The organism is Streptomyces sp. NPDC050546, from assembly GCF_044457425.1.
Lineage (GTDB): Bacteria > Actinomycetota > Actinomycetes > Streptomycetales > Streptomycetaceae > Streptomyces.
This window is the reverse complement of sequence record NZ_JBITGX010000012.1, coordinates 171307-198237: the sequence shown is the minus strand read 5'-3', so window position 1 is coordinate 198237 and position 26931 is coordinate 171307. Positions and strand designations below refer to the sequence as shown.

Annotated in this window: 25 protein-coding genes and 2 tRNA genes; 22 read left to right on the top strand and 5 right to left on the bottom strand. The window is 70.8% G+C overall.

The window, feature by feature from the left end:
- Positions 1-27: 27 nt before the first annotated feature.
- Entirely contained in the window at positions 28-1098 is a 1071-nt protein-coding gene (locus ACIBK5_RS28720; protein WP_399023875.1) for a hypothetical protein, read from the top strand.
- A 20-nt stretch (positions 1099-1118) separates the two neighbouring features.
- On the opposite strand, the gene ACIBK5_RS28715 is transcribed toward ACIBK5_RS28720, so the two are convergent.
- Entirely contained in the window at positions 1119-2258 is a 1140-nt protein-coding gene (locus ACIBK5_RS28715; RefSeq protein WP_399023873.1) for a M48 family metallopeptidase, read from the bottom strand.
- Positions 2259-2381: 123 nt separating this feature from the next.
- Here ACIBK5_RS28715 and ACIBK5_RS28710 point away from each other — a divergent pair, with 123 nt between their 5' ends.
- From ACIBK5_RS28710 to ACIBK5_RS28665, 10 genes are all read left to right on the top strand, one after another.
- On the top strand, positions 2382-2540 hold the full coding sequence (locus ACIBK5_RS28710) for a hypothetical protein (RefSeq protein ID WP_399023871.1): 159 nt from the start codon (positions 2382-2384) through the stop codon (positions 2538-2540).
- Positions 2541-2703: 163 nt separating this feature from the next.
- Complete coding sequence (locus tag ACIBK5_RS28705; RefSeq protein WP_175432503.1) at positions 2704-2868, top strand: hypothetical protein; 165 nt, start codon at positions 2704-2706, stop codon at positions 2866-2868.
- Between the two features lie 84 nt (positions 2869-2952).
- Positions 2953-3717 (top strand): nicotinate-nucleotide adenylyltransferase, encoded by a 765-nt coding sequence (gene nadD, locus ACIBK5_RS28700; protein ID WP_399023869.1) that lies wholly within the window; start codon positions 2953-2955, stop codon positions 3715-3717.
- A gap of 17 nt (positions 3718-3734) precedes the next feature.
- Positions 3735-5450, top strand: coding sequence for an LCP family protein (locus tag ACIBK5_RS28695; protein WP_399023867.1), 1716 nt, complete (start codon positions 3735-3737; stop codon positions 5448-5450).
- 113 nt (positions 5451-5563) lie between these two features.
- Positions 5564-6010: a ribosome silencing factor gene (gene rsfS / locus ACIBK5_RS28690; protein ID WP_184592576.1), complete on the top strand. Its 447-nt coding sequence runs from the start codon at positions 5564-5566 to the stop codon at positions 6008-6010.
- A complete protein-coding gene (locus ACIBK5_RS28685; RefSeq protein WP_399024051.1) occupies positions 6001-6669 on the top strand; it encodes a histidine phosphatase family protein in 669 nt (222 codons plus the stop codon). Before rsfS ends, ACIBK5_RS28685 begins: the two co-directional genes overlap by 10 nt.
- A gap of 99 nt (positions 6670-6768) precedes the next feature.
- A tRNA-Ala gene (locus ACIBK5_RS28680) sits at positions 6769-6841 on the top strand.
- A gap of 200 nt (positions 6842-7041) precedes the next feature.
- The gene (locus ACIBK5_RS28675) at positions 7042-7215 is read left to right on the top strand and encodes a hypothetical protein (RefSeq protein ID WP_399023864.1); all 174 of its coding nucleotides are present in this window, start codon (positions 7042-7044) and stop codon (positions 7213-7215) included.
- Positions 7216-7218: 3 nt separating this feature from the next.
- Positions 7219-7452, top strand: coding sequence for a hypothetical protein (locus ACIBK5_RS28670; RefSeq protein ID WP_006136074.1), 234 nt, complete (start codon positions 7219-7221; stop codon positions 7450-7452).
- Positions 7453-7561: 109 nt separating this feature from the next.
- Positions 7562-7634: transfer RNA gene (locus ACIBK5_RS28665), tRNA-Ala, on the top strand.
- A gap of 101 nt (positions 7635-7735) precedes the next feature.
- Here ACIBK5_RS28665 and ACIBK5_RS28660 read toward each other — a convergent pair.
- Positions 7736-9352 carry an NADH-quinone oxidoreductase subunit NuoF family protein gene (locus ACIBK5_RS28660; protein WP_189723533.1) on the bottom strand — a complete coding sequence of 539 codons (1617 nt, stop codon included), beginning with the start codon at positions 9350-9352 and terminating at the stop codon, positions 7736-7738.
- Entirely contained in the window at positions 9349-10614 is a 1266-nt protein-coding gene (locus tag ACIBK5_RS28655) for a cytochrome b/b6 domain-containing protein (protein ID WP_399023862.1), read from the bottom strand. The genes ACIBK5_RS28660 and ACIBK5_RS28655 overlap by 4 nt, the downstream gene beginning before the upstream one ends.
- A gap of 465 nt (positions 10615-11079) precedes the next feature.
- Here ACIBK5_RS28655 and leuS point away from each other — a divergent pair, with 465 nt between their 5' ends.
- From leuS to holA, 9 genes are all read left to right on the top strand, one after another.
- Entirely contained in the window at positions 11080-13959 is a 2880-nt protein-coding gene (gene leuS, locus ACIBK5_RS28650) for a leucine--tRNA ligase (RefSeq protein WP_399023860.1), read from the top strand.
- A 161-nt stretch (positions 13960-14120) separates the two neighbouring features.
- Entirely contained in the window at positions 14121-14855 is a 735-nt protein-coding gene (locus tag ACIBK5_RS28645) for a hypothetical protein (protein ID WP_399023859.1), read from the top strand.
- A gap of 72 nt (positions 14856-14927) precedes the next feature.
- Entirely contained in the window at positions 14928-15773 is an 846-nt protein-coding gene (locus ACIBK5_RS28640; RefSeq protein WP_399023857.1) for a DegV family protein, read from the top strand.
- 132 nt (positions 15774-15905) lie between these two features.
- On the top strand, positions 15906-17147 hold the full coding sequence (locus ACIBK5_RS28635; protein ID WP_399023855.1) for a helix-hairpin-helix domain-containing protein: 1242 nt from the start codon (positions 15906-15908) through the stop codon (positions 17145-17147).
- A gap of 146 nt (positions 17148-17293) precedes the next feature.
- Entirely contained in the window at positions 17294-19846 is a 2553-nt protein-coding gene (locus ACIBK5_RS28630; protein WP_399023853.1) for a ComEC/Rec2 family competence protein, read from the top strand.
- Positions 19847-19850: 4 nt separating this feature from the next.
- Entirely contained in the window at positions 19851-20690 is an 840-nt protein-coding gene (locus tag ACIBK5_RS28625) for an arylamine N-acetyltransferase (protein WP_399023851.1), read from the top strand.
- 287 nt (positions 20691-20977) lie between these two features.
- On the top strand, positions 20978-21859 hold the full coding sequence (locus ACIBK5_RS28620; RefSeq protein WP_399023849.1) for a YceI family protein: 882 nt from the start codon (positions 20978-20980) through the stop codon (positions 21857-21859).
- Between the two features lie 51 nt (positions 21860-21910).
- Positions 21911-22156 (top strand): hypothetical protein, encoded by a 246-nt coding sequence (locus ACIBK5_RS28615; protein WP_399023847.1) that lies wholly within the window; start codon positions 21911-21913, stop codon positions 22154-22156.
- 62 nt (positions 22157-22218) lie between these two features.
- Positions 22219-23208, top strand: coding sequence for a DNA polymerase III subunit delta (holA, locus tag ACIBK5_RS28610; RefSeq protein ID WP_399023845.1), 990 nt, complete (start codon positions 22219-22221; stop codon positions 23206-23208).
- 93 nt (positions 23209-23301) lie between these two features.
- Here holA and ACIBK5_RS28605 read toward each other — a convergent pair whose 3' ends face one another.
- The gene (locus ACIBK5_RS28605; protein WP_399023843.1) at positions 23302-23727 is read right to left on the bottom strand and encodes a VOC family protein; all 426 of its coding nucleotides are present in this window, start codon (positions 23725-23727) and stop codon (positions 23302-23304) included.
- Between the two features lie 87 nt (positions 23728-23814).
- Between ACIBK5_RS28605 and ACIBK5_RS28600 the strand changes: the two genes are divergently transcribed.
- The gene (locus ACIBK5_RS28600; protein WP_399023841.1) at positions 23815-24210 is read left to right on the top strand and encodes a nuclear transport factor 2 family protein; all 396 of its coding nucleotides are present in this window, start codon (positions 23815-23817) and stop codon (positions 24208-24210) included.
- Positions 24211-24384: 174 nt separating this feature from the next.
- Here ACIBK5_RS28600 and rpsT read toward each other — a convergent pair whose 3' ends face one another.
- On the bottom strand, positions 24385-24651 hold the full coding sequence (gene rpsT, locus ACIBK5_RS28595; protein WP_391097473.1) for a 30S ribosomal protein S20: 267 nt from the start codon (positions 24649-24651) through the stop codon (positions 24385-24387).
- A gap of 230 nt (positions 24652-24881) precedes the next feature.
- Between rpsT and lepA the strand changes: the two genes are divergently transcribed.
- Positions 24882-26750 carry a translation elongation factor 4 gene (gene lepA / locus ACIBK5_RS28590; protein ID WP_399023839.1) on the top strand — a complete coding sequence of 623 codons (1869 nt, stop codon included), beginning with the start codon at positions 24882-24884 and terminating at the stop codon, positions 26748-26750.
- Positions 26751-26931: the final 181 nt, after the last annotated feature.

The following is a 26931-nucleotide window of genomic DNA, read 5'->3' as shown; positions in this document are numbered from 1 at the left end:
GACCTGCCGGAGACCTACCCTGAAGATATGGGCGGGCCTGGCGACCCACCTGAGGGGGCCCCCGAGGGCGCTCCCGGAGGTGGAGAGGACGAGTATCGATCCGTCGTCTTCGACGAATCGTTCATCCGTGCTGCCCGCCTCCAGGAATTCTCCGCCCAGGAGCGCATCGCCGACCACGCGCCCGCCGTGCGCCGCCGCCCGCCCATGCGCCGGGGCCTGTCCCGGCAGGCACTGGTCCTGGTCCTGCTGATCGCCATCGCCTTCGGCACCGCGATCTACATGGGTGTGCGCCACCCCTACCAGACCCCCGCCGCCCAGGAGCCCGCCGAGCCCCTGCGGATGACCGTCATCCCGCTCGCCCCCGAGGGCAAGGTGCCCGGCACGGCCGACTCGGACTATCTGTACGAGCACAGCCCCGCCGCACAGTTCAAGAGCGGCGCGGAGGGCGTGCCGCTGCCCGCCTCGCGGCGCACCGCGCACTTCTCGGACAGCCAGGTCGTCTCCGCCCTGTCCACCGCCAAGGACTACATCGTCCGCTCCGCCCTCGACCCGGACGTGCTCACGGGCGGTGAGGTCCGCGCGGTCCGTGTTCTGCTCGACCCCGATCAGCTGGGCCAGTTCGACCAGAGCTTCTCCCGCCCCACCGCGGACGGACGCCACGCGCCCACCGGCTGGCTCGTCCGCTTCGACCCCACCCGCGCGGAGCTGGCCGACCGCAAGGTGCGGGTCCAGGGCACGCTGCAGGCCGCCGAGGCCGACTCCTCCACGCTCGAGGTCACCGCCGACCACACGTTCGTCTACGCGCTGCGGCCGGCCGGGGCCGACGACAAGGCCGAGGTGTCCCTGTTCACCGTCCGGCGCGAGCTGCACTTCCGCTTCGACCGCGACGACCTGCGCCTGCACCAGGGCCAGCTCGTCGTCTCCTACGTCCAGGCCGGACCGCTCTCCTGCGCCGAGGACTCCACGAACCACCTCCGCCCCCTCCTGTCCGGCCAGACGGCCAAGGAGGGCGGCCCCGCCGGCACGGACCCCTATGCCACGGGCAGTGCGACGGCCCTGTGCGGGTCCTTGGCGACGAGCGCGCAGCCGAAGGTGTGAGACGGGGCTGCTCGGGCGCCTCAGCTGTTGTCGCGCGGCGGCTGGTCGTCCCCGGGAGAGTCCGTCCCCGGGGAGCCGGGCGTACCCGGTGCCTCCGGGCCCTGCGGTGGCTTCGGGGCCGAGTTCGTGAACCCGCCGAAGCCGCGGCGCACCCGGTCGCCCAGATCACCGGCGCCGCCCGCGAGGTCCGTGACCAGCTTCATCAGCGGGTCCTTGGAGCTCTTCACATGGCTCGTGTAGTGGTTCGCCGAGTCTCGCCAGGAGTCCCTGACCGAGGTGTCCTTGTCCTCGTCGCGCCGCGGGTAGTGGCCGTCCATGATCCGCTGGTAGTCCCGCGACTCGGCCCACTTCTTCAGCTCGGCCGCCCGCACGGTGGTGAACGGGTGGGAGCGGGGCAGCACGTTCAGGATCTTCAGCACGGAATCCCGCAGGTCGCCCCCGGCCTCGTACTCCTCGGCCTGCGCGAGGAACGCGTCCACGTTCATCTCGTGCAGGTGGTTACCGCCCGCGATCTTCATCAGACCCCGCATGGAGGCCGTCAGATCCTGCCCGACCAGCAGCCCCGCCCGGTCCGCCGACAGCTCCGACTTGCGGAACCACTCCCGCAGCCCGGTCACGATCGCCATGATCGCGAGGTTGCCCAGCGGGATCCAGGCGACCCGGACGGCGAGGCTGGTCAGGAACAGCAGGATCGTCCGGTAGACCGAGTGGCCGGACAGCGCGTGCCCCACCTCGTGCCCGACGACCGCCCGCATCTCCTCCTCGTCGAGCAGCTCGACGAGCCCGGTCGTGACGACGATGATCGGCTCGTCCAGGCCGATGCACATCGCGTTCGGCACCGGGTCCTGGTTCACGTACATCGGCGGGACCTTCTCCAGGTCCAGGATGTAGCAGGCGTCCCGCAGCATCACGTTCAGATGGGCGAACTGCTGGTCCGAGACGCGCACCGAGTCGGACAGGAACAGCAGCCTCAGACTGCGCTCGGGCAGCAGACCGCTGAGCGCCTTGAACACCGTGTCGAAACCGCTCAGCTTGCGCAGCGCCACCAGGGCGGAGCGGTCGGCCGGATGCTCGTACGTACGCGAGGAGATTCCGGGGAAGCGCCTGCGCTGCCTGCTGGGCACGTGCTCGTGCCCGCTGTGCTCGTGGCCGTCGGACATGTCTTCCCCCATGCGTCTGTGTGACCTTTGCGGCCCCTTGTGCGGCCTTTTGCTTCCCCGAGGCAGAGCCCAGCCTAGGCGGAGTTACGGTGGTCGGGCAGTACAGCGAAGGGAACCACCGTCATGGAGCACCACCCCGCGTCCGCCTGGCTCACCGAGGCCGCGAGCGCCGCCGAACGGCAGGGACCGGGGATGCTCCGGGTCGTCCTCATCGTGATGATCCTGGGCTGTGTGCTGACCGCGTGGTTCCTGCTGCGTGGCTACAGACGGAAGGACGACTGAGGCACCGGGAAGGTTCCCCGCCGGGCCCCGGGACCGGGTCCGGCGGCGGCAGGCGCCGCCTCCGCGTCGCGAACATGCGGAGTCGGGGTGATCGCGCCGGGGGCGCCCGCTTACGATGAGCCGACGTCTTTATGCCGCCCACACGCGATAGGTCCTGCCGAAGATGAGCTTCCACAGCACCGCTGCCCAGTTGGTCACCCTCGCCGCCGAGGGCGAGGAGCACGGCGGAAACCACGAGAGCCTCAACCCCTACCTCACCGGTGGCGGCGCCCTCTTCATCCTGCTGCTCCTGCTGTGGATCACCACCCGCTTCAACCGCGACCGCTGAGCCCGGCCGGGTGCCCCGCACAGGGCATCCAGGGATCATGGGGGCGGCCGGAGCCCCCAGACAGGGCCGGTAGGGTCTGCACGCATGGGAGAGCAGGACATGCCTACCGGTCCGGCGAACGAGACGCCGCACGACCCGGCACAGGACACGGCGAGCGGTACCGAGCGACACTCGGAGCCCCGCCGTGCCGCCACGGAGCCCCGCCAGGCCGCCTCGGAGCCACGCGGCACCGACGGCCCGGGAGACGGCCCGTCGCGGCCGGGCAAGCGCCGCCTCGGCGTCATGGGCGGCACCTTCGACCCGATCCACCACGGGCACCTGGTCGCGGCCAGCGAGGTCGCCGCGGCGTTCCACCTCGACGAGGTGGTCTTCGTCCCGACCGGACAGCCCTGGCAGAAGAGCCACCGCAGCGTCTCCCCGGCCGAGGACCGCTATCTGATGACGGTCATCGCGACCGCCGAGAACCCGCAGTTCTCCGTGAGCCGCATCGACATCGACCGCGGTGGTGCCACCTACACCGTGGACACCCTGCGTGACCTGCGCGCGCTCAACCCGGAGACGGACCTCTTCTTCATCACCGGCGCCGACGCGCTCGCCCAGATCCTCACCTGGCGGGACAGCGAGGAGCTGATCTCCCTCGCGCACTTCATCGGGGTCACCCGGCCGGGCCACCATCTGAACGACCCCGGACTCCCGGAGGGCGGCGTCTCCCTCGTCGAGGTTCCCGCCCTCGCCATCTCCTCCACCGACTGCCGTGCGAGAGTCGCCAAGGGCGACCCGATCTGGTATCTGGTGCCGGACGGAGTCGTGCGCTATATCGACAAGCGCGAGCTGTACCGCGGCGAGTGAGCCGAGAGGGGCCACCGGTGAACGACCGATACGACCCGGGGTACACGGGCGACCAGTACGAACTCGTCGGCTACGACGAGTACGGCCAACCTGTCTACCGCCAGGTCCCGGCGCAACAGACCCAGACCTACGACCCGTACGCCCAGCCGGGACATCAGGGGCAGCAGGGCCAGCAGGGTCAGCAGGGCCAGCAGCAGGGCTACGGCTACGACCCGTACGCGACGGCCGGGCAGCAGCCTCCGTCGTACGACTACGGGCCCGGCCGGCAGCAGCCAGGCCCCTCCTACGGCTCCTACGACCCCTACGCCACCGGCACCCACCAGGGCGGCCCCGCGTCCCACGACCCCTACGGCCAGCACGCGGCCGGCGCCGGCACGGACCGGCAGCCCCGCGTCGCCGAACAGACCGCGCACATCCCGCAGCAGGCGGGCCCGGCCGACGAGGAGGCCCCCGGCCGGACGGAACCGGAGTACCACACCGAGCAGTTCGCCTTCGTCGAGGAGCCCGACGCCAACTCCGAAGACGTCATCGACTGGCTGAAGTTCACCGAGAACCGCACCGAGCGCCGCGAGGAGGCCAAGCGCCGCGCCCGCAGCCGGATCGTCGCCCTGGTCGTCGTCCTCGCGCTCGCCGCGGCCGGAGGCGTCGGCTACCTCGGGTACGCCGGGAAGCTGCCCGGCCTGTCGTCCGACGACTCCACGACGGGCACCGCGACGGCGGCGGGCGCCCAGAAGCGCGACGTGATCGTCGTCCACCTGCACGACACCAAGGGCGGCGGCACCTCCACGGCCCTCCTCGTCGACAACACCACCACCAAGCGGGGCACCTCCGTCCTCGTGCCCAACTCCCTGGCCCTGACCAGCGACGACGGCACCACGACGACACTCGCCAAGTCGGTCGAGGACGACGGCTCCGACGGCACCCGCGACGCGCTCGACTCGGCCCTCGGCACCGACATCCAGGGCACCTGGCGCCTGGACACCCCCTATCTGCAGAACCTCGTCGACCTCGTCGGCAACGTCGACGTCGACACCGACGCCGACGTCCCTGACCCCGCCGCCAAGAAGAAGGGCACGGCCCCCCTGGTCAGCAAGGGCCAGGACCAGACCCTCAGCGGCAAGATGGCCGTCGCCTACGCCACCTACCGCGCCCCCGGCGAGGCCCAGAACGCCCAGCTGGAGCGCTTCGGGCAGGTCATGCAGGGCGTCCTGCGCAAGGTGTCCTCCGATCCGGGGGCCGCGACGACCACGATCCAGACCCTGGCGCAGATCCTGGACCCCTCCCTGACCGACAAGGACCTCGGCTCCTTCCTCGCCGGGCTCTCCGACCTCGCCAAGGGCGGCGACTTCAGGACGGATCTGCTGCCGGTCCAGACCGACGGCACGCTCAGCGCCCAGGCGAGCGCGAGCGTCGTCAGGAACGTCCTCGGCGGCACCGCCAAGAGCCCCGACAAGGACGCAGCCGTCAGCGTCTCCGTCCGGAACGCCACCGGTGTGAAGGACAACACGGAGAAGGCCCGCGTCGTGCTCCTCAACGGCGGCTTCACCTTCCTGGAGGGCGGCACGGCCGGCGCCCAGGCCACGTCCGAGGTCGTCTACGCCGACGCCGGCGACAAGGCGAACGCCACCGAGGTCGCCAAGACCCTGGGCCTGCCCGCGGGCTCGGTCGGCAAGGGAAAGATCTCCGCGAACGCCGACGTCGCCGTGGTCCTCGGCCAGGACTACAAGCCGTAGCCCGGCCGGGAGGCGGGTGCCCGCCCCTCACGTGATCCCCGTAATCACGTGGGGGGCCCACGGCGGTCCGTGAGACCCTTGGTGGCAAGTGTCCGCCGATCGAAAGCCTTGTAGTGACCGCGACCGACCGCTCTCACGAGCTCATCATCACCGCCGCCCAGGCGGCCGCCGACAAGCTGGCGCACGACATCGTCGCCTATGACGTCAGTGACGTGCTGTCCATCACGGACGCCTTCCTGCTGGCCTCGGCTCCCAACGACCGCCAGGTCAAGTCGATCGTCGACGAGATCGAGGAGCGGCTCCAGAAGGAACTCGGCGTCAAGCCGGTGCGCCGCGAGGGCGACCGCGAGGCCCGCTGGGTCCTGCTCGACTACGTCGACATCGTCGTCCACGTCCAGCACAGCGAGGAGCGCGTCTTCTACGCCCTGGAGCGGCTGTGGAAGGACTGCCCCGAGCTCGAGCTGCCCGAGGACGCCAAGGCCACCCGGGGCAAGGCCGAGGAGCACGCCAAGCTGCAGGCGGCCGAGGAGGCGGCGGAGCTGGACGGAGACTGGCGGTGAGCTTCAGCGAGGCCGGCAGGCCGGGCCGGGGACGCCGCGTCATCCTCTGGCGGCACGGCCAGACCTCGTGGAACGTGGAGCGCCGCTTCCAGGGCACCACGGACGTCGAGCTCACCGAGGCGGGCCTCGCCCAGGCCCGCCGCGCCGCCCGGCTGCTGGTCGCCCTGAAGCCGGACACGATCGTCGCCTCCGACCTGAAGCGGGCCGCGAACACGGCCGCCGAGCTCGCCACGCTCACCGGCCTCGACGTGACCCACGACGAGGCCCTGCGCGAGACCTATGCGGGCGTCTGGCAGGGCCTGACGCACGAGGAGATCATCAGCCGCTACGGCGACGAGTACGCCGCGTGGAAGCGCGGTGAGCCGGTGCGCCGCGGCGGAGGCGAACTGGAGACCGAGGTCGCCGACCGCGCCGCTCCCGTGGTGCTCCGGAGCGCCGAGAAGCTCCCCGAGGGCGGCACGCTCGTCGTGGTCAGCCACGGCGGCACGATCCGCACCACCATCGGCCGCCTCCTCGGCCTGGACCCCCGCGACTGGGAGAGCCTCGGTGGGCTCTCCAACTGCTGCTGGTCCGTCCTCGGCGAGGGCGCCCGCGGCTGGCGCCTGCTGGAGCACAACGCCGGCACCCTGCCCGAACCGGTGCTCGGTGACGACGACTGACCTCGGATTTCACTTTCCGGCAGGTCGCAGGCTAAAGTTCTTCTTGTTCGCCCCGCCAGCGGGGAGGCAGAATCATCATGCGGCTCCGCCGCGTGGCGAGGGGCTATAGCTCAGTTGGTAGAGCGCCTGCATGGCATGCAGGAGGTCAGGAGTTCAATTCTCCTTAGCTCCACGTCAAGATCCCGTTCCCGTCCTGGGGGCGGGATTTTTCGTGCCCCGGGTTGAGTCACTCGGGCCTGCTGAGGCGTATACCTCTACGGTCACGACGCGTGCCGTGTCCGGACTGGTGCTGAGGCGTCGCTGACCGTATTGGTCCGGCCGTGGCAGAATCAAACGGCCGGAAGGGAGCGCGGCCCGACGGGAGGAGTAGCGATGCCTGCGAGCATCCTCGAGGAGGTCGACCACCTCCTCGGAGCAGCGTTGACACAGCAGATGTCCACCCGCCTCAGCTGCCCTTCCTGCGGTTCCGGGCATGTGGCCCAGATGCTCGGCGACAACGGCGGGATCTCCTACGTGTGCACGGCCTGCGGCCACAGCTGGAGCTGATCGATGGGTGCACACAGGCGGAAGTGCGACTGGTGTGGCAGCGGGACTCCGATCGTCCGTGACATGGAACCGATCAATCCCGACTACCAGTACTGGTGCGAGGAGTGCGCGCGGGCGCTGATCATAAAAGGCGACCCGATCGAGACCTACCGTGAGTTGGAGGGCGAGCCGATCTACGGTCGGCTTCTGGAGGAGCACTGCACGCTCAAGAGGTTCTATTCGTTCGTCACGGCCTGAGAATCGACAAAACGGTCATTTCGGGCAAGGCGAAACCGATTTGGTGTTGGACCCGATGGGCCAGTAATGTTGGCGTCGCCGCCAGGGAAACCCGGCGGAAACGTCACACGGGGCTATAGCTCAGTTGGTAGAGCGCCTGCATGGCATGCAGGAGGTCAGGAGTTCAATTCTCCTTAGCTCCACAGAAGTTGAGAAGGCGGGTCATCCGATCGGATGACCCGCCTTCTTGTTGTGTGTATGAGTACGGCGGGCTCCCCCGGAGGGGAGCCCGCCGTACGTCTGCTCAGCGGCCGAGAGCGCGCCGTCCGCGGCCCTGGGAGAGGACCGGGAGGTTGCGGGACGACGGCGCGCCCTGGGAGCGCGTGTCCTCCTCCAGGCGCAGGGCCAGCGCCGGGCAGCGGCGCACCGCGCGTAGAGCCTTGGCCTCGGCGTACCGCGGCACCTGTGCCTGCGCCACGGTGGGGAAGCCGTCGGCGCCGAGCTGGAACACCTCGGGGAGGATGTCCGCGCACAGGCCGTGGCCCCGGCACAGCGTCCAGTCGACGTAGATCTTCTGGCGGCTGGGGCCGTTCTCCTCGGACTCGCCGCCGCCCGGGATGCCCGTAGGGGCCCTGCCGCCCTCGAACAGCGGCAGCACGCCCTCCACGGGCCTGCCGCAGCCGTTGCCGAGGACATGGGCGGCCAGGTCGTCCGTGAACGCCTTGATGGTCGACTCCAGGAACATCGCGGAGCCGTCCGGGTGCGAGCACGCGCCGCGCCGCTTCACGTTCTTGGCGACCTGCTTGACCGCCTCCAGGGCGGCCGGTCCGCCGCCGTTGAGGATGTCCTCCAAGCCGCGTGCCGCGGCCGGCAGGCCGAGGTAGCAGGGGCCGCACTGGCCCGCGCTCTCCTCGGCCAGCCACTGGGCGACCCGCAGCGACTCGCCCAGCGGGCAGGTGTCCTGAGTGATCGGCAGGATCGCTCCGGCGCCGAGCGCGCCGCCCACCGCGTCCAGCGAGTTGCGGGAGACGATCGCCTCGTTGACGGTCGCCGCGTCGATCCACTTGCCGTGGTAGCCGCCGGTGAGCACACCCTGCGGCACCGGCGGTGCGCCGGCGAGTTGCAGGACGTAGCGCAGCGGCACGCCCGTCGGGACCTCGATCACCATGGGGCGGGCCACCGCCCCGGAGACCGTGAGCATGACGGTGCCCGGCTCGTCGTACAGGCCGGTGTTGCCGTAGCGCTCCGGGCCGATGCGGGCGGCGATGGCCAGCTGGGCGAAGGTCTCGGCGTTGGACAGCAGCGTGGGGGCGCCGCCGACGCCGTTCTGCGAGGCGCTGACCTTGCGGCCGGGAGGGACGGCGGGGCCGCCGTCGATCGAACGGATCAGCGACGCGGCGGCACCGGTGACCATACGGACCGGATTGCGCTGCACGCGCGCGCGTAGTGCCGACCGGCGGCCGTTGTTCAGGCCGCGTTCGGCGAGTGCCGCCTCCATGGATCGCTGTGTCGACTCACGGGTGACCCCCACCACGAGCGTGCGGGCACCCAGAGCCTCGGCGCACAGCAGCGCGCCGTCCAGGATCAGATGCGGGGCACGGTTGATCAGCACCGTGTCCTTGCGGCAGGCCGGCTCGTCCTCGCTTCCGTTGACGACGACGACCGGCCGGATGCCGCGCTTGATCGCCGATTCGGCGACCGAGCGCAGCTTTTTGTGGAAGGGGAAGCCCGCGCCGCCGCGGCCCTTCAGGTTGATGCGTTCGGCGAGTTGTGCGAGCTGCTCGCCGCCCATCGGCTCGAGCGGCCCGTGCACCTTCAGATGCATGGGCAGATCGAGCCGATCGACAAGGTCGAAGCCCGACGTGAGCTGAGGAAGTCCGACCACGCGGACTTCGGGTACGTCGGGCAGAGCCTCGTTCACTTAAAGCCTCCGGAAGGCGTGTTCCAAGGTTCGCCCGATCCCGGCGCGTCGAAGTCGTAGGACGCACCGGGCAGTGTTTCAGTGGCGGGACCGCTGTTGTACGTGTCGTTCGGGTAGTACGTGTCGAAGGCGGCGTTCGACTCACCCGTGTCGTACACGTCACTCGATCCATAGCCGGCGGCGCCTGGATTGCCATAGGCCGGGATGTTTTGTCCGGTGTCCTGCATGGGGTCGTAGGGCGGGATGTTGAAGCCCGTGTCCTGGAGGGGGTCGTAGGCCGACGGCGGGGCCTCGCCGACCGGGGGCGGGGACGGGATCGGCCAGTTGCCCGAGGTGCTGGAGGGGCCGTCCACGAGCGGCATGTTCTGGGTGGGCTGCATGTCCAGCGGCAGTTCCGTGCGGGTGCTCGGCCCCGGCGCGAAGGCCTGCTGGCCCGTGGGAGGGCCGGAGACGGCCCGGTAGGCGGCCGCGAATCCGTTGGCGGGCTCCCTGGCCGCGGGGCGTTCCGCCTTCTCGTACAGCGGCCCCGACGGGGACGCCGCGGCCCTCCGGGGCGCGTCCCGGCTCTCGTAGCCGGGCAGCGTGGAGCCACCGGTCGCCCGGGCCCGGCTCTCCTCCAGGTCCCGGCGGGCCGAGGACTCCCCGGGGCCTATGAGGTCGGCGAACTTGTCGGCGATCTTGCGCTTGACCGGGCGCGGAGCGGCGCGCAGGGCGAGGGCGGCGGCCACTGCGACCAGGGAGAGTCCGTACAGGATGACGAAGATCGGCTTGGCCGCGCGACCCGCGTAGAGCCCGTGGACGAGGGCGGCGCACCAGGCCGGGTAGGCCAGCATGTGCATGGCCCGCCAGCGGGCGGCGACGGGTGCGGGGGAGGCGAAGCGGTTGCGCAGTGCGCCGGTGACGCCCACAAAGATCATGAGCATGCTGGCCACGGTGCCGAGGCCGATGAGGACCGACCTGCCCAAGCCGACCTCGTCCCCGGTCAGGAACAGCCCGAAGGGGATCACGGCGGCGATCCACGAGGTGTGCTCCAGCGCCAGCTTCACCCCGATGTGGACCAGGAGGAAGGCGATCGAGGCGACCGCCGTGGTCCGGTGCACGGCCTGCGCCAGGATGCGCCTGCGCGTGTCGAGCAGGATCCGGTCCTGGGCGACGAGTCCCCAGATCACCGAGCAGGAGAGGCATACGAGGGACAGCACGCCGGCGCCGAAGTTGAGGAACTCGGCGAACGAGTCGTCCACCGTGGAGTCGTAGGGATTCACGGCCTGCCTCCCCACATCCCGGCGACCGGGGGGAGTGAGGGGTTACTGCGATGAGGGTTCATGGGGGCAACTCCGAGCGGTTCGGGAAAGCGGTCCCGCTGCCGCACTCTAAGCGGAGCCATACCGATGGGTACGAGGTTTGAGTTATTGCGTTGTTATCAAAGGACAATATGGATGCTGTGATGTCCCTTAGTGACTATTACGCGAAGTAACCTTTGACCCTGGTTCAGCTTTTCGGGCACCGAGCGGCCCTCCGGAAGCGCGTCGCGGCGCGCTGGGGGCCTGCGGTACCCTAACGCCATGCGTGCCGTACGCCTTCTGCTTAGCGGGCCGCGCTGATCAGTCCCGGCCACCGGACGAGTCGAGTGGCCGGAATCGGCGCGGCGTCCCCTCCTGTGCGAGGGGATTTTTCGTTTCTCGAACCCACAGCCGCAGGCAGAGACGATCGATGGAGCTTTGAGGATCATGAGCGAGACGAACCCCGCTGCCGCCGCCGAGGTGGCGGCGCCGCACCGCTACACGGCCGCCATGGCAGCCGACATCGAGGCACGCTGGCAGGACTTCTGGGACGCCGACAACACCTACGGCGCGCCCAACCCGAAGGGTGACCTGGCGGGCGAGCCCGAGGCCGTCGCCAAGCCCAAGAAGTTCATCATGGACATGTTCCCGTACCCCTCCGGTGCGGGTCTGCACGTCGGCCACCCCCTGGGCTACATCGCCACGGACGTGTTCGCCCGCTTCCAGCGGATGACCGGCCACAACGTCCTGCACACCCTGGGCTTCGACGCCTTCGGCCTGCCCGCCGAGCAGTACGCGGTACAGACCGGCACGCACCCGCGCGTGTCCACCGAAGCCAACATGGAGAACATGAAGTCCCAGCTGCGCCGGCTGGGCCTGGGCCACGACAAGCGCCGGTCGTTCGCCACGATCGACCCGGACTACTACAAGTGGACCCAGTGGATCTTCCTGCAGATCTTCAACTCCTGGTACGACCACGACGCCCGGCGGGCCCGCCCGATCGCCGAGCTGATCGAGCTGTTCGCCTCCGGTGAGCGGCCCGTTCCGGGACACACGCGCGCGTGGAGCGAGCTGAGCGCCGCCGAGCAGGCCGACGTCCTGGGCGAGTTCCGGCTGGCCTACGCCTCCGACGCGCCGGTCAACTGGTGCCCCGGACTGGGCACCGTGCTGGCCAACGAGGAGGTCACCGCCGAGGGCCGCTCCGAGCGCGGCAACTTCCCGGTCTTCAAGGCCAAGCTGCGCCAGTGGAACATGCGGATCACGGCCTACGCCGACCGGCTGCTGGACGACCTGGAGGAGCTGGACTGGCCCGAGGCCATCAAGCTGCAGCAGCGCAACTGGATCGGCCGCTCCGAGGGCGCCCGCGTCGACTTCCCGATCGACGGCGAGCGCATCACCGTCTTCACCACCCGCCCCGACACCCTGTTCGGCGCCACCTACATGGTGCTGGCCCCCGAGCACCCGCTGGTCGAGAAGTTCACCCCGGCCGCCTGGCCGGAGGGCACCCACGAGGTGTGGACCGGCGGCCACGCGACCCCCGGCGAGGCCGTCAGCGCCTACCGCGCGCAGGCCGCCTCGAAGTCCGACGTGGAGCGGCAGGCCGAGGCCAAGGACAAGACCGGCGTCTTCATCGGCGCGTACGCGACCAACCCGGTCAACGGCGAGCAGGTCCCGGTCTTCATCGCCGACTACGTGCTGATGGGCTACGGCACCGGCGCGATCATGGCCGTCCCGGCCGGCGACCAGCGTGACTTCGAGTTCGCGCGCGCCTTCGAGCTGCCGATCCACTGCATCGTCGAGCCGACGGACGGTCGGGGTACGGACACCTCGACGTGGGAGGACGCCTTCTCGTCCCACGACGCGAAGATCATCAACTCCTCCGGTGAGGGTGTCTCCCTGGACGGCCTGGGCGTCGCCGAGGCCAAGGCGCGCATCACCGAGTGGCTGGAGCGGTCCGGCGTCGGCGAGGGCACCGTCAACTTCCGGCTGCGCGACTGGCTGTTCAGCCGCCAGCGCTACTGGGGCGAGCCCTTCCCCATCGCCTACGACGAGGACGGCATCGCCCACGCGCTGCCCGAGTCGATGCTGCCCCTGGAACTGCCCGAGGTCGAGGACTACTCGCCCCGCACGTTCGACGCGGACGACGCCGACACCCAGCCCGAGACGCCCCTGTCCCGCAACGAGGACTGGGTCAACGTCACGCTGGACCTGGGCGACGGCCGTGGCCCGCGCAAGTTCCGGCGCGAGACCAACACCATGCCCAACTGGGCCGGTTCCTGCTGGTACGAACTGCGCTACCTGGACCCGCACAACAGCGAGCAGCTGGTCGACCCGGAGATCGAGCGCTACTGGATGGGCCCCCGCGAGGGCCAGCCGCACGGCGGTGTCGACCTGTACGTCGGCGGCGCCGAGCACGCCGTACTGCACCTGCTGTACGCCCGCTTCTGGTCCAAGGTGCTGTACGACCTGGGGCACGTCTCCTCGGCCGAGCCGTTCCACAAGCTGTTCAACCAGGGCATGATCCAGGCCTACGTCTACCGCGACAGCCGCGGCATCGCGGTGCCGGCCGCCGAGGTGGAGGAGCGCGACGGCGCCTACTTCTACCAGGGCGAGAAGGTCTCCCGGCTGCTGGGCAAGATGGGCAAGTCCCTGAAGAACGCCGTCACTCCGGACGAGATCTGCGCCGAGTACGGGGCCGACACGCTGCGCCTGTACGAGATGGCGATGGGCCCGCTGGACGTCTCCCGGCCGTGGGACACGCGCGCGGTGGTCGGCCAGTTCCGGCTGCTGCAGCGGCTGTGGCGCAACGTCGTCGACGAGGCCAGCGGTGAGGTGACGGTCGTCGACGCCGAGCCCGACGAGGAGACGCTGCGTGCCCTGCACAAGGCGATCGACGGGGTGCGCGGTGACCTGGAGGGCATGCGGTTCAACACCGCCATCGCCAAGGTCACCGAGCTGAACAACCACCTGACCAAGGCGGGCGGCGCCGTCTCGCGTCCGGTCGCCGAGGCCCTGGTGCTGATGATCGCCCCGCTGGCCCCGCACGTCGCCGAGGAACTGTGGCGCCGGCTGGGGCACACGGACTCGGTCGTCCACCACGACTTCCCGGTGGCCGACCCGGAGTACGTGGTCGACGAGACCGTGACGTGCGTCGTGCAGATCAAGGGCAAGGTCAAGGCCCGGCTGGAGGTCTCCCCGGCCATCTCCGACGACGAGCTGGAGAAGGTCGCGCTGGCGGACGAGAAGGTCGTCGCCGCGCTGGGCGGGGCCGGGATCCGGAAGGTGATCGTGCGGGCACCGAAGCTGGTGAACATCGTCCCGGCGTAGGCGCGGGGTCCGACGGCCTTCCGTCGGGGTGCTCCCCTACGGGGAGGTTCGGGGTTCTTCTACGGGCAGGTTCGGGGTTCTTCCGGAACTCCGGACCTGCCTGTTGCGTTTACCGTTGAAGAGCGACGCGAGGTGTGCCGCGATGTCTGGAGGAGGAGCCGGTGGAAGCAGTGATCGCAGTGTTCGCCCTGCTCTTCGTGCTCTTTCTCGGGCTCGGCGTCTACGCGACCGTGAAGGTGGTCGGTGCCGCAAAGCGTGGTGTGGACCGCGGCCTCACCCAGGCCCGCCGCACCGTCGAGGACCACACCCTGCGGGCCAAGTCCTTCGCCCAGCCCGGCGCCGCGGGCGAAATCGCCCAGCTGCGGCTGAAGCTGCGCACCTCGATGCGCGCCACCCAGGACGCGCTGAACGCGGCCGTCGCCGAGGACGCGTCCCTGAAGGAGTCCATCGGCCTCTTCCAGCGGCTCAGCGCGCACGGCCATGAGCTGGACGACGAGCTGAAGCGCCTGGAGACCGAGCCGGACCGCGGCGCGCTGACCCAGCGGCTGCCCGGGCTGCGCGAGCGCACCGAGCGCATCACGCAGTCCGCGGACGCCCTGCGCTGGGCGGCACGCGACCGGGCCCGTCGCTTCGCCGAAGACGACCTGGACACGCTCAGCGCCCAGATCGACGTGGAGGCCGGGGCGCTGCGGCACTGGACGACGCCGGAGTCCGAGCCCACCTCGCAGCCCTGGCCCGAAGCGCCCGCCGCCGACGCCACCACAGCCGGGCAGACCTGGCCGGAAGCCCCGCAGCCGAGCCCCGAGCAGGAGCCGGCACGGCCCGCCATCACCCCGCCGGGACCGCGCCCCACCTACCCCTGGCAGAAGAAGGCCCGCCCCGAGAGCACCACTTGATCCGGCCACTCGCGCCACGGGGCACCGGGGCCGGGCTGCCACACGGGCACTACGGCAGGTAACCTCCAGCTCATGTCCCGCCATGTCGCGATCGTCACCGATTCAACGGCCTACCTGCCGGCCCGGACGATGGAGCGCCACGGCATCACAGCGGTACCCCTGACGGTGGTCCTCGGTGACCGGGCGCTCGAAGAGGGCACCGAGATCTCGACCCGTGCTCTCGCCCAGGCTTTGCAGAAGCGGCGCCCCGTGACGACCTCGCGGCCCAGCCCCGCCGTCTTCGAGGAGACCTACCGCAAGGTCGCCGAGTCCGGCGCCACCGGCATCGTCTCGCTGCACCTCTCCGCCGAACTCTCCGGCACCTACGACGCCGCCGTCGTGGCCGCCCGGCAGGCGCCGGTGCCCGTGCGGGTGGTGGACACCGGCATGATCGCGATGGCGCTCGGGTTCTGCGCGCTCTCCGCCGCGGAGACCGCGGAGTCGGGCGGCACGGTGGACGAGGCCGTCACGGCAGCGGAGAAGCGGGCCGCGGGCACCTCCGCCTACTTCTACGTCGACACCCTCGACTACCTGCGCCGCGGCGGCCGTATCGGTGCCGCGCAGGCCCTGCTGGGGTCGGCGCTCGCGGTGAAGCCGCTGCTGCAACTGGCCGACGGCCGTATCGAACCGCTGGAGAAGGTGCGGACCGCGTCCAAGGCGATCGCCCGCCTCGAGGAGATCGCGGCCGACCGGGCGGCCGACGCGCAGGTCGATGTCGCGGTCCACCATCTCGCCGCCCCGGACCGGGCGTCGGCCCTCGCCGACCGGTTGCGGACACGGTTGACCGGGCTGGCCGATCTGCATGTCAGCGAGGTCGGGGCGGTGATCGGGGCGCATACGGGGCCCGGGCTGCTGGGAGTTGTGGTTTCGCCGCGGTGAACGTTGCTGTGGGGCTCCGAGTACCGGTTGCGATCACCCGTGTGAGTGGCGGAGTTGTCCACAGCGGGGCGGTTGTCCCCGGGAATTGACCAAGATCATCGCGGGTGGGCCGAGGTGGCCGATCCTCGTCGCATGGCACTTCGATCACGTTCACGTACAGCGACTGTGACCAGCGGCCCGGGCCGGGGGTCCACGTCCGACGGCCGCGTCCGGCACCGTCCCCGCCGCCCGCCCGTCGCACACGGCCGGGCCCGGCACCGGCACGCTTCGGCGGAGGAACTGCGGCGGCGGGCGGAGGCGCTGTTCGGGGAACATGGCGCATGGGCCGGGCCTGCCGAGCGGGATCGGCCTGCCGAGCGGGACGGGTTGGCTGAACGGGTCGGGGAGCGCCGGGAGTCGGGGCAGGGGCCGCCGGCCCGGGGGCGGCCTTCCTGGGCTGTCGGGGAGACGGCTGATACGGAGACGGTTGTCGGGGAGACGGCTGATACGGAGACGGCTGTCGGGGACCGTGCTTCGCGAGGACGGGACCGGCGTGAAGCCGTTGGGGAGCCAGGCCTGGGACCCGACGCCGTCCCCGTCGAGTCGGACAGCGGGGGCGGCCGCGTCGCGGAAGGGGCCTGGCGGGAGCGGGCCGGGCTCGCGCTGCGGGAGCGGATGCCGCTGTGGTTGCAGGTCAGGTGTGGGCTGGAGCGGCGGAGCGTGCTCGCCCTGAGCCTGGTGGTCATCGTGGCCGCGGCGTTCGCCGTGCAGCACTTCTGGACCGGCCGGACCCAGTCCGTGCGGCCGCCCGACGTGGTGCGAGCGGCGGCGCCGTTCGGGGAGCAGGGACAGGGCGGGCAGACCGAGCGGGAGCGAGGACCGGGCGTGCCCGCGGGGGCGGCGAAGGCGACAGGTGCCGCGGGGCCGCCCGAGATCGTCGTGGACGTCGGCGGCAAGGTCCGTGAACCCGGAATCCATCGGCTGCCGAGCGGTTCGCGCGTCGCGGACGCCCTGCGCGCGGCGGGCGGCGTGAAGCCCGGGACGAACACCGACGGACTCAACCGTGCCCGCTTCCTCGTGGACGGCGAACAGGTGGTCGTCGGAGGACCGGCCCCCGTCGCGGGAACCGGGGCAGGAACCGGGGCGGGCGGTACGGCTGCCGGAGGCCCGGCCGGTGCGGCGGCCGGCGGCGCGATGCCGGCGGCTCCGGTATCCCTCAACACGGCCACCGCCGACCAGCTCGACACCCTCCCGGGCGTGGGCCCGGTGCTGGCGCAGCACATCATCGACTACCGCACGCGGCAGGGCGGCTTCCGTTCCGTCGACGAACTGCGCGAGGTGAACGGCATCGGCGACCGCCGCTTCGCCGACCTCCGCAATCTCGTACGGCCATGAGGACGGCCGCTGACCCGCCTGCGCGGCGGGACGATGCTGCCCCTGGGGCCGTCCCTGGGGCCGTCCCTGGGGCCGTCCCTGGGGCCGTCCCTGGGGCCGCTCCCAGGTCCGTCCCCGACGCCGCTCCTGAGCCTGCCCGGTCCTCCGTGCACGCCTCGTCGGGGCAGCGGCTCGGCACCGCCCGCCCGCGCCAGGAAGGGCCCACCGACCTACGGCTGGTGCCACCCGCCCTCGCGGCCTGGGGGACGGCGGCGCTGGTGCTGAACGCATCAGCGGGGTGGGCCGCGGGCATCGTGGCCGGTTGTCTGCTCGCCGTCGGGCTGCTGCCGCTGGCCCGGAGATCCGCGACGGCGTCATGGCCGCGTGCGTCGGCCGCCGCCGTGCTGCTCTGCGTCGCCGCTGCCGCCGCCTCGGCAGGGCTGCACGGGGCGGATCTGCGCCGGGGGCCCGTGCCCGGCCTGGCGCGGGAGTACGCGACGGTGACCGCCGAGGTCGAGCTCACCTCCGACCCCCGCCTGACCCGTCCGAGAGTCCGGGGCGATCACGTGGCTCCCACTGCCGTGCTGATCGATGCCGAGGTGCGGCGGGTCCACGAGGCGGGCGGCACGGCAGCGGTGACGCGGACACCGGTGTTGATGATCGTCGACGTGAGGCCGGCCCGCCGAGGTACAGGGGGTGATCAGCCGTCGTCGTCGGCCGGTGAGCGGGTGCGGTCGCCGTGGCTCGCGCTGCTGCCGTCGACGCGGCTGCGGGTCAGCGCGCGGCTGGCGCCCGCGATGACGGGCGGTGACCGGGTCGCGGCCGTGCTGCGAGTGCGGGACCAGGGCGTACCGCAGGTGGTGGAAGAGCCCTCGGGGGCTCAGCGGCTCGCGGGGCGGTTGCGCGCCGGGTTGCGGGAGGCGACCGGCGGGCTGTCGGCTGATGCGCGGGCCCTGTTGCCGGGGCTCGTGGTGGGAGACACCTCGCGCATCACTCCGGAACTGGAGGAGGCCTTCAAGGAGACCGACCTCACGCACACACTCGCCGTTTCCGGGGCCAACTTCACGATTCTGCTCGCCCTGCTCCTCGGGCCGCCGGGCCTGGCGCAGCACGTCGAGCGGCGGGGGATCGCGCCTCGCCTCGGTATCTCCCTGCGCGAGACGGCGGTGCTCGGGGGCGCGCTCTCCCTAGGGTTCGTCGTGGTGTGCAGACCCGACCCGAGTGTGCTGCGGGCCGCGGCCTGCGGAGCCGTCGCGCTGTGCGCCCTCGCGACCGGCCGCCGGAGGTCTCTGATCCCGGCGCTGGCGACGGCGGTCCTGCTGCTGGTGCTGTACGACCCGTGGCTGGCGCGGAGTTACGGATTCCTGCTGTCCGTCGTGGCCACCGGGGCGCTGCTCACGCTCGCGCCGCGCTGGAGCGCCGGGCTGCGCCGGCGCGGGGTGCCGCCCAGGCTCGCCGAGGCGCTGGCCGCCGCAGCCGCCGCGCAGGCTCTGTGCGCACCCGTGGTCACCGTGCTGTCGGCGCGGGTGAGTCTGGTCGCGGTGCCGTGCAATCTGCTCGCGGAGTTCGCGATCGCGCCCGCCACCGTGCTGGGCTTCGCGGCCCTGGCCACGGCACCGGTGGCGATGCCCGTGGCCAAGGCCCTGGCGTGGTGCGCGCATTGGCCCGCCGAGTGGATCGCCGAAGTCGCCCGGACCGGGGCGGCGCTGCCAGGCGGGGGCGTGGACTGGCCGGGCAGCTGGGCGGGTGCGGCGCTGCTCGCGGCCGTGACCCTGGTGGTGCTGCTGGTGGGGCGGCGACTGCTCGGACATCCGTGGTGGTGTGGGGTCTGCGGGCTGCTGCTGGCGCTGGCGGTGGTGCAGCCACCGCCGCTGACCCGGGTGATCACGGGCTGGCCGCCGCCGGGCTGGCGGCTGGTCATGTGTGACGTGGGGCAGGGCGACGCCATGGTGCTCGCGGCGGGCGAGGGCACCGGAGTGGTGGTGGACGCGGGGCCCGATCCGCGGCTCGTCGACCACTGCCTGCGCACGCTCGGCATCACCAGGATCCCGCTCGTCGTGCTCACCCACTTCCACGCCGATCATGTGGCGGGGCTGCCCGGTGTGCTGCGCGGACGGGCCGTGGGCGCGATCGAGACGACGGGATTCGCGGAGCCCGCGGACCAGGCCGCGTTCGTCCGGAGACAGGCGGCGGCCCGGCGGGTGCCCGTGACGAGCGCCGCCGCCGGGGAGCAGCGCCGCGCGGGCGGGTTGTCCTGGCAGGTGGTGTGGCCGCCACCGAGCCCGCCACCGCCGCCGGCCGGCTCGCCGCCTGGTTCGCATCCGCAGGTGCTCCCGGCCCAACCGGTGCCGGAGGGGCCGAACGACGCCAGTGTGGCCATGCTGGTCCGGACGGCGGGGCTGCGGCTGCTGCTCCTCGGGGACCTCGAACCCCCGGCCCAGCGGGCGCTGGCCAGGTCACCGGCGGCCGAGGCGCTGGCCGGCGTGGACGTGCTGAAGGTCGCCCATCACGGCTCGGCCTACCAGGACCCCGGACTCATACGCCGGGCGGCCCCGAGGCTTGCCCTGATCAGCTGTGGCGCGAACAACACCTATGGGCATCCGGCGCCCGGCACGGTGGCGGCACTGCGCGCCGGGGGTGCGACGGTGCTGCGGACGGACCGGGACGGCGCACTGGCGGTCGTAGGAGAGGGCGGAGAGCTGAGGGTGGCGCGAGACTGAGGGCATGAACTCAGCACAGGTTGATGCCTATCTCCGCCGCCTGGGGGCCGAGCCCCCGGCGTGGCCCACCGTCGACGCGCTGCGCGAGCTGCACCTGCGGCATCTGCGGACCGTGCCGTTCGAGAACCTCTCCATCCATCTCGGCGAGGAGATCGTGCTGGAGGAGAAGCGGCTGCTGGACAAGGTGGTGGGTGCCAGGCGGGGCGGGTTCTGCTACGAACTCAACGGATCCTTCGGGGCGTTGCTCGCCGCGCTGGGGTACGAGGTGGCGTTGCTCGCGGGGCGGGTGTACGGGGACGAGGAGCGGCTCGGGATCCCGTACGACCATCTCGCGCTGCGGGTGCGGACGGTGGACGGGGGCGACTGGCTGGCCGACGTCGGATTCGGGGCGCACAGCCACCTTCCGCTGGCGTTCGGGGAGCGGGGAGAGCAGGAGGACCCGGGGGGCACGTTCCGGATCGTGGAGGCGGGGCCGGACGCGGCCGGGGTGCGCGGCGGACACGACAGGGTGGAGGCGGCGGACCTGCGGGTCATCCGGGACGGCAGGCCGCAGTACCGCCTGGAGGTGCGGCCGCGGGCGCTCGGTGACTTCGTGGCCGGGGCGTGGTGGCACAGTACGTCGCCGGAGTCGCACTTCACGCGGTCGCTGGTCTGCTCGAGGGTCACGGAGGACGGAGGGAGGATCACGCTCAGCGGACGCAAGTACACGGTGACGGCGGCCGACGGGACACGGGAGGAGCGGGTGCTGGAGACGGACGAGGAGGTGCTCGGGGTGTACCGGGACCGGTTCGGGATCGAGCTCGATGCGGTGCCGGAGGTCCGGGGCACCGGACGGGAGGGCTGATCCGAACCGGACGGGAGGGCTGTTCCGGACCTGCCGGGAGGGCTGTTCCGGACCCGCGGGGAGAGCTGTTGCGGACCCGTCAGGAAGGCCTATTCGGTCCAGAAGGTACACACCGTCCACACATGGTTCACATGGTTCCAGTCGGTTCTACTCGGGAGTAGTCCCATCACATGTGCTGGATTCCCGTGATGTGGTCGCGTGTTGCCTCGAAAGCCTCATCGGTGGTCGAATGCGTCTTCGGTGAACAGTGATCAAACCGCTGACTTCGAGTCGCACGAGGTGTCCAGATGATCGGCCGCTGGCTGGGAAGCCGAACGAACCGGGTACACCGGACGAGCCCTCTGGCGGCGGTGCCGACGCCGCCGAGTGCGGGGGTGCTGAGCTGCAGAGTGCTCGACCCGGTCAACGAGCCGGTCAGACACGCGGAGTTCGCGGTCACCGACGCCATGGGGCGTGCGGTGGTCAGTGGCGGCGCGGATCCGTTCGGGTCGTTCGTGACGACGGTGCCGGCGGGGGAGTACCGGCTCGCGGTGTCGGCGGAGGGCTACACGCCGTACCGGGCGACCACACAGGTCGCCGAGAACACGCTCGCGTCGCTCGGGGACGTGACGCTGCAGGTGGCCCGGCCGCCGGAGCTGCCCGAACCCGGCGACTGGGAGATCGAGTCGGCGCACTCCTCGCTCGCCTTCACCGCGCGGCACATCGGACTGGCCCGGATCCACGGGCAGTTCAAGTCGTTCGCGGGTGTCATCCGGGTCACCGACCCGTTGGAGCGGTCGGCGATGCACGTGGTGATCGACGCGGCGTCCATCGACACCAACGTGAAGATGCGTGACGACCATCTGCGCTCGGCGGACTTCCTGGACGTCGCGAAGTTCCCGACGCTGGAGTTCTACAGCGACCGGTTCGTGCACAAGGGCGCGAACCGCTGGGCCGTCACGGGGGCGCTGTCACTGCACGGCGTCACGCGGACCGTCACGCTGGACACGGAGTATCTGGGGCTGGGCAACGGCATGGAGGGCGAGCTGAGGGCGGCCTGCCGGGCCACGACCGAGCTGCACCGGGACGACTTCACCGTGAGCTGGCAGACGATGCTGGCGCGGGGCATCGCGGTGGTCGGACCGAGCATCAGGATCGACCTCGATGTGCAGGTCGTCCGCAAGGTCTGAGCCGGGGATCCGGCGGACCGGGCCGCGACGCGGTGTCGGACAATGTCCGGCGTGAGTGATGTGCGACATGTGCTGGTGCTGCCCGACCGTGATGCCGCGGAAGAGGTGGTCGAGGCGCTCGGGGAGAGGTTCGGGATCGTCGAGGAGCCGCAGCTGGTGCGGGACGCGCTGGCCGGTGAGGACGATGCCGAGGACGCGCAGTGGCTGGTCGTCCTGAGGGACGAGGGCGGGCGGCTGGACGCCGGGGACCTGGACCGGTTCGCCGGGGAGTGGGACGGCTGGCGGGAAGAACCGTAGGGCCGGGGCACCCTCCGGTCCGTCCGGACCCGTTGTCAGTGCCGCGTGGGATGCTTGTCGCGATGGCCAGGAAGACTGCGAATGACGACCCTCTCGCCCCGGTGACGCTAGCCGTGGGCCAGGAGGAGCTGCTGCTCGACCGTGCCGTGCAGGAGGTGGTGGCAGCGGCGAAGGCCGCCGACGCCGACACGGACGTGCGGGACCTGACTTCGGACCAGTTGCAGCCCGGCACCCTCGCCGAGCTGACGAGTCCGTCGCTCTTCGCGGAGCGCAAGGTCGTGGTCGTGCGCAACGCGCAGGACCTCTCGGCCGACACGATCAAAGACGTCAAGGGCTATCTCGGCGCGCCCGCCGAGGAGATCACCCTCGTGCTGCTGCACGCCGGAGGAGCCAAGGGCAAGGGGCTGCTCGACGCGGCGCGCAAGGCCGGGGCGCGCGAGGTGGCCTGCCCGAAGATGACGAAGCCGGCGGACCGGCTGGCGTTCGTACGGGGCGAGTTCCGGGGGACGGGGAGGTCCGCGACACCGGAGGCGTGCCAGGCGCTCGTCGACGCGATCGGGAGCGATCTGCGGGAGCTGGCGTCGGCCGTTTCGCAGCTGGTCGCGGATGTCGAGGGGACGATCGACGAGGCGGTCGTCGGGCGGTACTACACGGGCCGGGCCGAGGCGTCGAGCTTCACGGTCGCCGACCGTGCGGTCGAGGGGCGGGCGGCGGATGCGCTGGAGGCGCTGCGCTGGTCGCTGGCGACCGGGGTGGCGCCGGTGATGATCACCAGCGCGCTGGCGCAGGGCGTCCGGGCGATCGGGAAGCTGTCCTCGGCGCGCGGAGGCCGGCCGGCCGATCTCGCGCGCGAGCTGGGGATGCCGCCGTGGAAGATCGACCGGGTCAGGCAGCAGATGCGCGGGTGGACCCCGGACGGCGTGTCGGTGGCGCTGCGGGCGGTGGCCGAGGCGGACGCGGGGGTGAAGGGCGGCGGGGACGACCCGGCGTACGCGCTGGAGAAGGCGGTGGTTGCCATCGCCCGGGCCGCCCGGTCCAGGGGACGCGGGTAGGGCCTGTCGTCTGGACCAGGCCGCAGACGCGGCACCGGACAGCACCGTCGTTTCCCGCGACCTGATCCGAACGACGGGCCCCAGGTCCGCTCCTCAGCGGACGGGCTCGCCGATGCCCAGCATGTTCCCCTCGCTGTCGCGGAACCAGCCGCCGCGTTCACCCCGGGCGCCCTTGCTCGGGTAGTTCCCCTCGATCTCGGCGATCCCGTCCCGCGTGCGCAAGCTGGGCAGGTCGACCTCCTCGAACACCACACCGCGCCGCTTCAGCTCCGCCACGGCGGCGTCGATGTCGTCGACCTCCAACGCCATCTGGGTGAAGGTGCCGGGTGAGGCGCCCGTCGAGCGGAACAGCACGAACTCCCCGCCGCCGCACCGGTAGAGCAGCCCTCCGGGCCGTTCGTCGGCGGGCTCAAGGCCGAGCTTCTCGGCGTAGAAGCGCCGCGCCCGGTCCAGGTCCTGGGCGGGAAGCCTGGTCGCCACACGGGCCAGTGCCAGTACATCCCTTTTGTCACCGTTCATCTCTCCACTGTGCCGTGCGCGACGGCCGGAGGGAGAATCGGGAGTGTCAGCCGTACGTCGCCCAGTGACGGAGAGGTGGCGAGGGCCATGGCTGAACACCCGCACGCAGCGCTCGTCCGCAAGGGATTCGAAGCCTTCTCGCGCGGTGACATGGACGCCTTGCGCGGGATGATCGCGTCGGACGCCACACACCACGTACCGGGAGATCACCCGTTGTCGGGTGACTTCAAAGGGGTGGACGCGATCATCGAGATGTACGAGCGGCTCGGCATGGAGACCGACGGGACGATGGATTCCGAACTGATCGGTATCTGTGTCGACGGCCGTGGCCACGTGGTCGCGATGAACCGCTTCACCGCCGAGCGCAAGGGCAGGCGCCTCGACGACACCGGCTGCATCATCTTCCGGATCGTCGGCGACAAGGTCACCGACCTCGACGAATGCGTCGAGGACATCGACAAGAACAACGCGTTCTGGGCCTGAACAGGCCGAAGGCCGGATGCCCTCCCATGGGGAACAGGAGAGGCACCCGGCCTTCGATTCAAGCTGCTGGATCCGCGCCCGCGTGGCGAACGCAGGCCGCGCGCGGATCCGAGGGGTGCCGGAAGGGAGCGGATGAGAGGGCCCGCTCGATTCCCTCCGGCGTCACATCAGATGTCAGCCCTTGAGCGCGGCGACGCGCTGAGCCAGCGCCGACTTCTTGTTGGCAGCCTGGTTCTTGTGGATGACGCCCTTCGAGACGGCCTTGTCGAGCTGACGCGCGGCGACGCGCTGGTACTCGTTGGCCTTCTCGACGTCACCCGCGGCAGCAGCCTCACGGGCCTTGCGGATCGCGGTCTTGAGGGAGGACTTGACGGCCTTGTTGCGCAGCCGAGCCTTCTCGTTGGTCTTGATCCGCTTGATCTGGGACTTGATGTTCGCCACGAATGAGCCTTTTCAGGTTCTGGCACGGGGCCGCACGGGACCCGTACCGATGATTTCTTGAGGTAGCGCCTCCTGCTGAGAGGGCATGAGGCACAGCCCCCCACGGTATCAGCGCGGCCATCCACGGCCCAAACCCGTCCATGGTCCCCACCCGTGGGACCATGGAGGCTACGTATCGATCCGACCCGAGACCGCAGACACTGCGGACGCCTCAAGAATCAGGACCCTGCGTGCCCGCGATCCCTAGCCATGTGCCCGAACCGAGCCGTACCGACCCGGCTCTGATCCGCAACTTCTGCATCATCGCGCACATCGACCACGGCAAGTCCACGCTCGCCGACCGGATGCTCCAGCTGACCGGGGTGGTCGAACAGCGGCAGATGCGCGCTCAGTACCTCGACCGCATGGACATCGAGCGTGAGCGCGGCATCACGATCAAGTCCCAGGCGGTGCGTCTGCCCTGGGCTCCCACCGAGGAGCCAGGCAACACGCACATCCTCAACATGATCGACACCCCGGGGCACGTCGACTTCACCTACGAGGTCTCGCGGTCGCTCGCCGCCTGCGAGGGCACCATCCTCCTGGTCGACGCCGCCCAGGGCATCGAGGCCCAGACTCTCGCCAACCTCTACCTGGCGATGGAGAACGACCTCAAGATCATCCCTGTCCTCAACAAGATCGACTTGCCGGCGGCGCAGCCCGAGAAGTTCTCCGAGGAGCTGGCCAACCTCATCGGCTGCGACCCGGACGACGTGCTGAAGGTGTCCGCCAAGACGGGCATGGGCGTCGAGGCGCTGCTGGACCGGGTCGTCAGGGAGGTCCCGGCGCCGGTCGGGGTCAAGGACGCGCCCGCGCGCGCCATGATCTTCGACTCCGTCTACGACTCCTACCGCGGTGTCGTGACGTACGTCCGTGTCATCGACGGCCAGCTCAACAAGCGCGAGCGGATCCGGATGATGTCCACCGGCGCCACGCACGAGCTGCTGGAGATCGGCACGAACTCGCCGGAGATGAAGGCGGCCGACGGCATCGGTGTCGGCGAGGTGGGCTACCTGATCACCGGCGTGAAGGACGTCCGCCAGTCCAAGGTCGGTGACACCGTCACCAGCCAGCAGAAGGGGGCCGAGGAGCCGCTCGGCGGCTACAAGGACCCCAAGCCCATGGTCTTCTCCGGGCTGTATCCGCTCGACGGCTCGGACTACCCCGATCTGCGCGAGGCGCTCGACAAGCTCCAGCTCAACGACGCCGCGCTGGTCTACGAGCCGGAGACCTCCGCCGCTCTCGGCTTCGGATTCCGTGTCGGCTTCCTCGGCCTGCTGCACCTGGACGTCATCCGCGAGCGGCTGGAGCGTGAGTTCGGGCTCGACCTGATCGCCACGGCCCCGAACGTGGTCTACCGCGTCCTCATGGAGGACGGCACCGAGCACACGGTCACCAACCCGAGCGAGTTCCCCGAGGGCAAGATCTCGGAGGTCTACGAGCCGGTCGTGCGGGCCACCATCCTGGCGCCCAGCGAGTTCATCGGCTCGATCATGGAACTGTGCCAGACCCGGCGCGGCACGCTGCTCGGCATGGACTACCTCTCCGAGGACCGGGTGGAGATCCGCTACACCCTGCCGCTCGCCGAGATCGTCTTCGACTTCTTCGACCAGCTGAAGTCCAAGACCCGCGGGTACGCCTCGCTCGACTACGAGCCCACCGGCGAGCAGACCTCCAGCCTGGTCAAGGTCGACATCCTGCTGCACGGCGACAAGGTGGACGCCTTCTCGGCGATCACCCACAAGGACCAGGCGTACGCGTACGGCGTACGGCTCGTCGCCAAGCTGCGCGAGCTCATCCCGCGCCAGGCCTTCGAGGTGCCCGTTCAGGCCGCCATCGGCTCCCGGGTGATCGCCCGCGAGACCATCCGCGCCATCCGCAAGGACGTCCTCGCCAAGTGCTACGGCGGTGACATCTCCCGTAAGCGGAAGCTGCTGGAGAAGCAGAAGGAGGGCAAGAAGCGGATGAAGATGGTGGGTTCCGTGGAAGTTCCGCAGGAGGCCTTCATCGCGGTCCTGTCCAGCGATGACAGCGCGGGGTCGGGCAAGGGCAAGAAGTAGTCACGGATTACCGTGGGTTACACCCCAAACCGGGTAGAACAGGGGCCCGCCGCGTGAGAGCGCGGCGGGCCCCTGTGCGTACGTGGGGTAGCTGTCTGTACGAAGAGACAGGCCGCGGGCCCTTACGCGGGGACCGGTCGGCCTTTACTCTGATCCCTGCTCGATAGTTACTCGCGAGTTA

Coding starts and splice junctions, on each gene's coding strand:
- ACIBK5_RS28720 (WP_399023875.1), top strand. CDS start 28: ATGGGCGGGCCTGGCGACCCACCTGAGGGGGCCCCCGAGGGCGCTCCC.
- ACIBK5_RS28715 (WP_399023873.1), bottom strand. CDS start 2,258: ATGTCCGACGGCCACGAGCACAGCGGGCACGAGCACGTGCCCAGCAGG.
- ACIBK5_RS28710 (WP_399023871.1), top strand. CDS start 2,382: ATGGAGCACCACCCCGCGTCCGCCTGGCTCACCGAGGCCGCGAGCGCC.
- ACIBK5_RS28705 (WP_175432503.1), top strand. CDS start 2,704: ATGAGCTTCCACAGCACCGCTGCCCAGTTGGTCACCCTCGCCGCCGAG.
- nadD (WP_399023869.1), top strand. CDS start 2,953: ATGGGAGAGCAGGACATGCCTACCGGTCCGGCGAACGAGACGCCGCAC.
- ACIBK5_RS28675 (WP_399023864.1), top strand. CDS start 7,042: ATGCCTGCGAGCATCCTCGAGGAGGTCGACCACCTCCTCGGAGCAGCG.
- ACIBK5_RS28670 (WP_006136074.1), top strand. CDS start 7,219: ATGGGTGCACACAGGCGGAAGTGCGACTGGTGTGGCAGCGGGACTCCG.
- leuS (WP_399023860.1), top strand. CDS start 11,080: ATGAGCGAGACGAACCCCGCTGCCGCCGCCGAGGTGGCGGCGCCGCAC.
- ACIBK5_RS28640 (WP_399023857.1), top strand. CDS start 14,928: ATGTCCCGCCATGTCGCGATCGTCACCGATTCAACGGCCTACCTGCCG.
- ACIBK5_RS28635 (WP_399023855.1), top strand. CDS start 15,906: ATGGCACTTCGATCACGTTCACGTACAGCGACTGTGACCAGCGGCCCG.
- ACIBK5_RS28625 (WP_399023851.1), top strand. CDS start 19,851: ATGAACTCAGCACAGGTTGATGCCTATCTCCGCCGCCTGGGGGCCGAG.
- ACIBK5_RS28620 (WP_399023849.1), top strand. CDS start 20,978: ATGATCGGCCGCTGGCTGGGAAGCCGAACGAACCGGGTACACCGGACG.
- holA (WP_399023845.1), top strand. CDS start 22,219: ATGGCCAGGAAGACTGCGAATGACGACCCTCTCGCCCCGGTGACGCTA.
- ACIBK5_RS28605 (WP_399023843.1), bottom strand. CDS start 23,727: ATGAACGGTGACAAAAGGGATGTACTGGCACTGGCCCGTGTGGCGACC.
- ACIBK5_RS28600 (WP_399023841.1), top strand. CDS start 23,815: ATGGCTGAACACCCGCACGCAGCGCTCGTCCGCAAGGGATTCGAAGCC.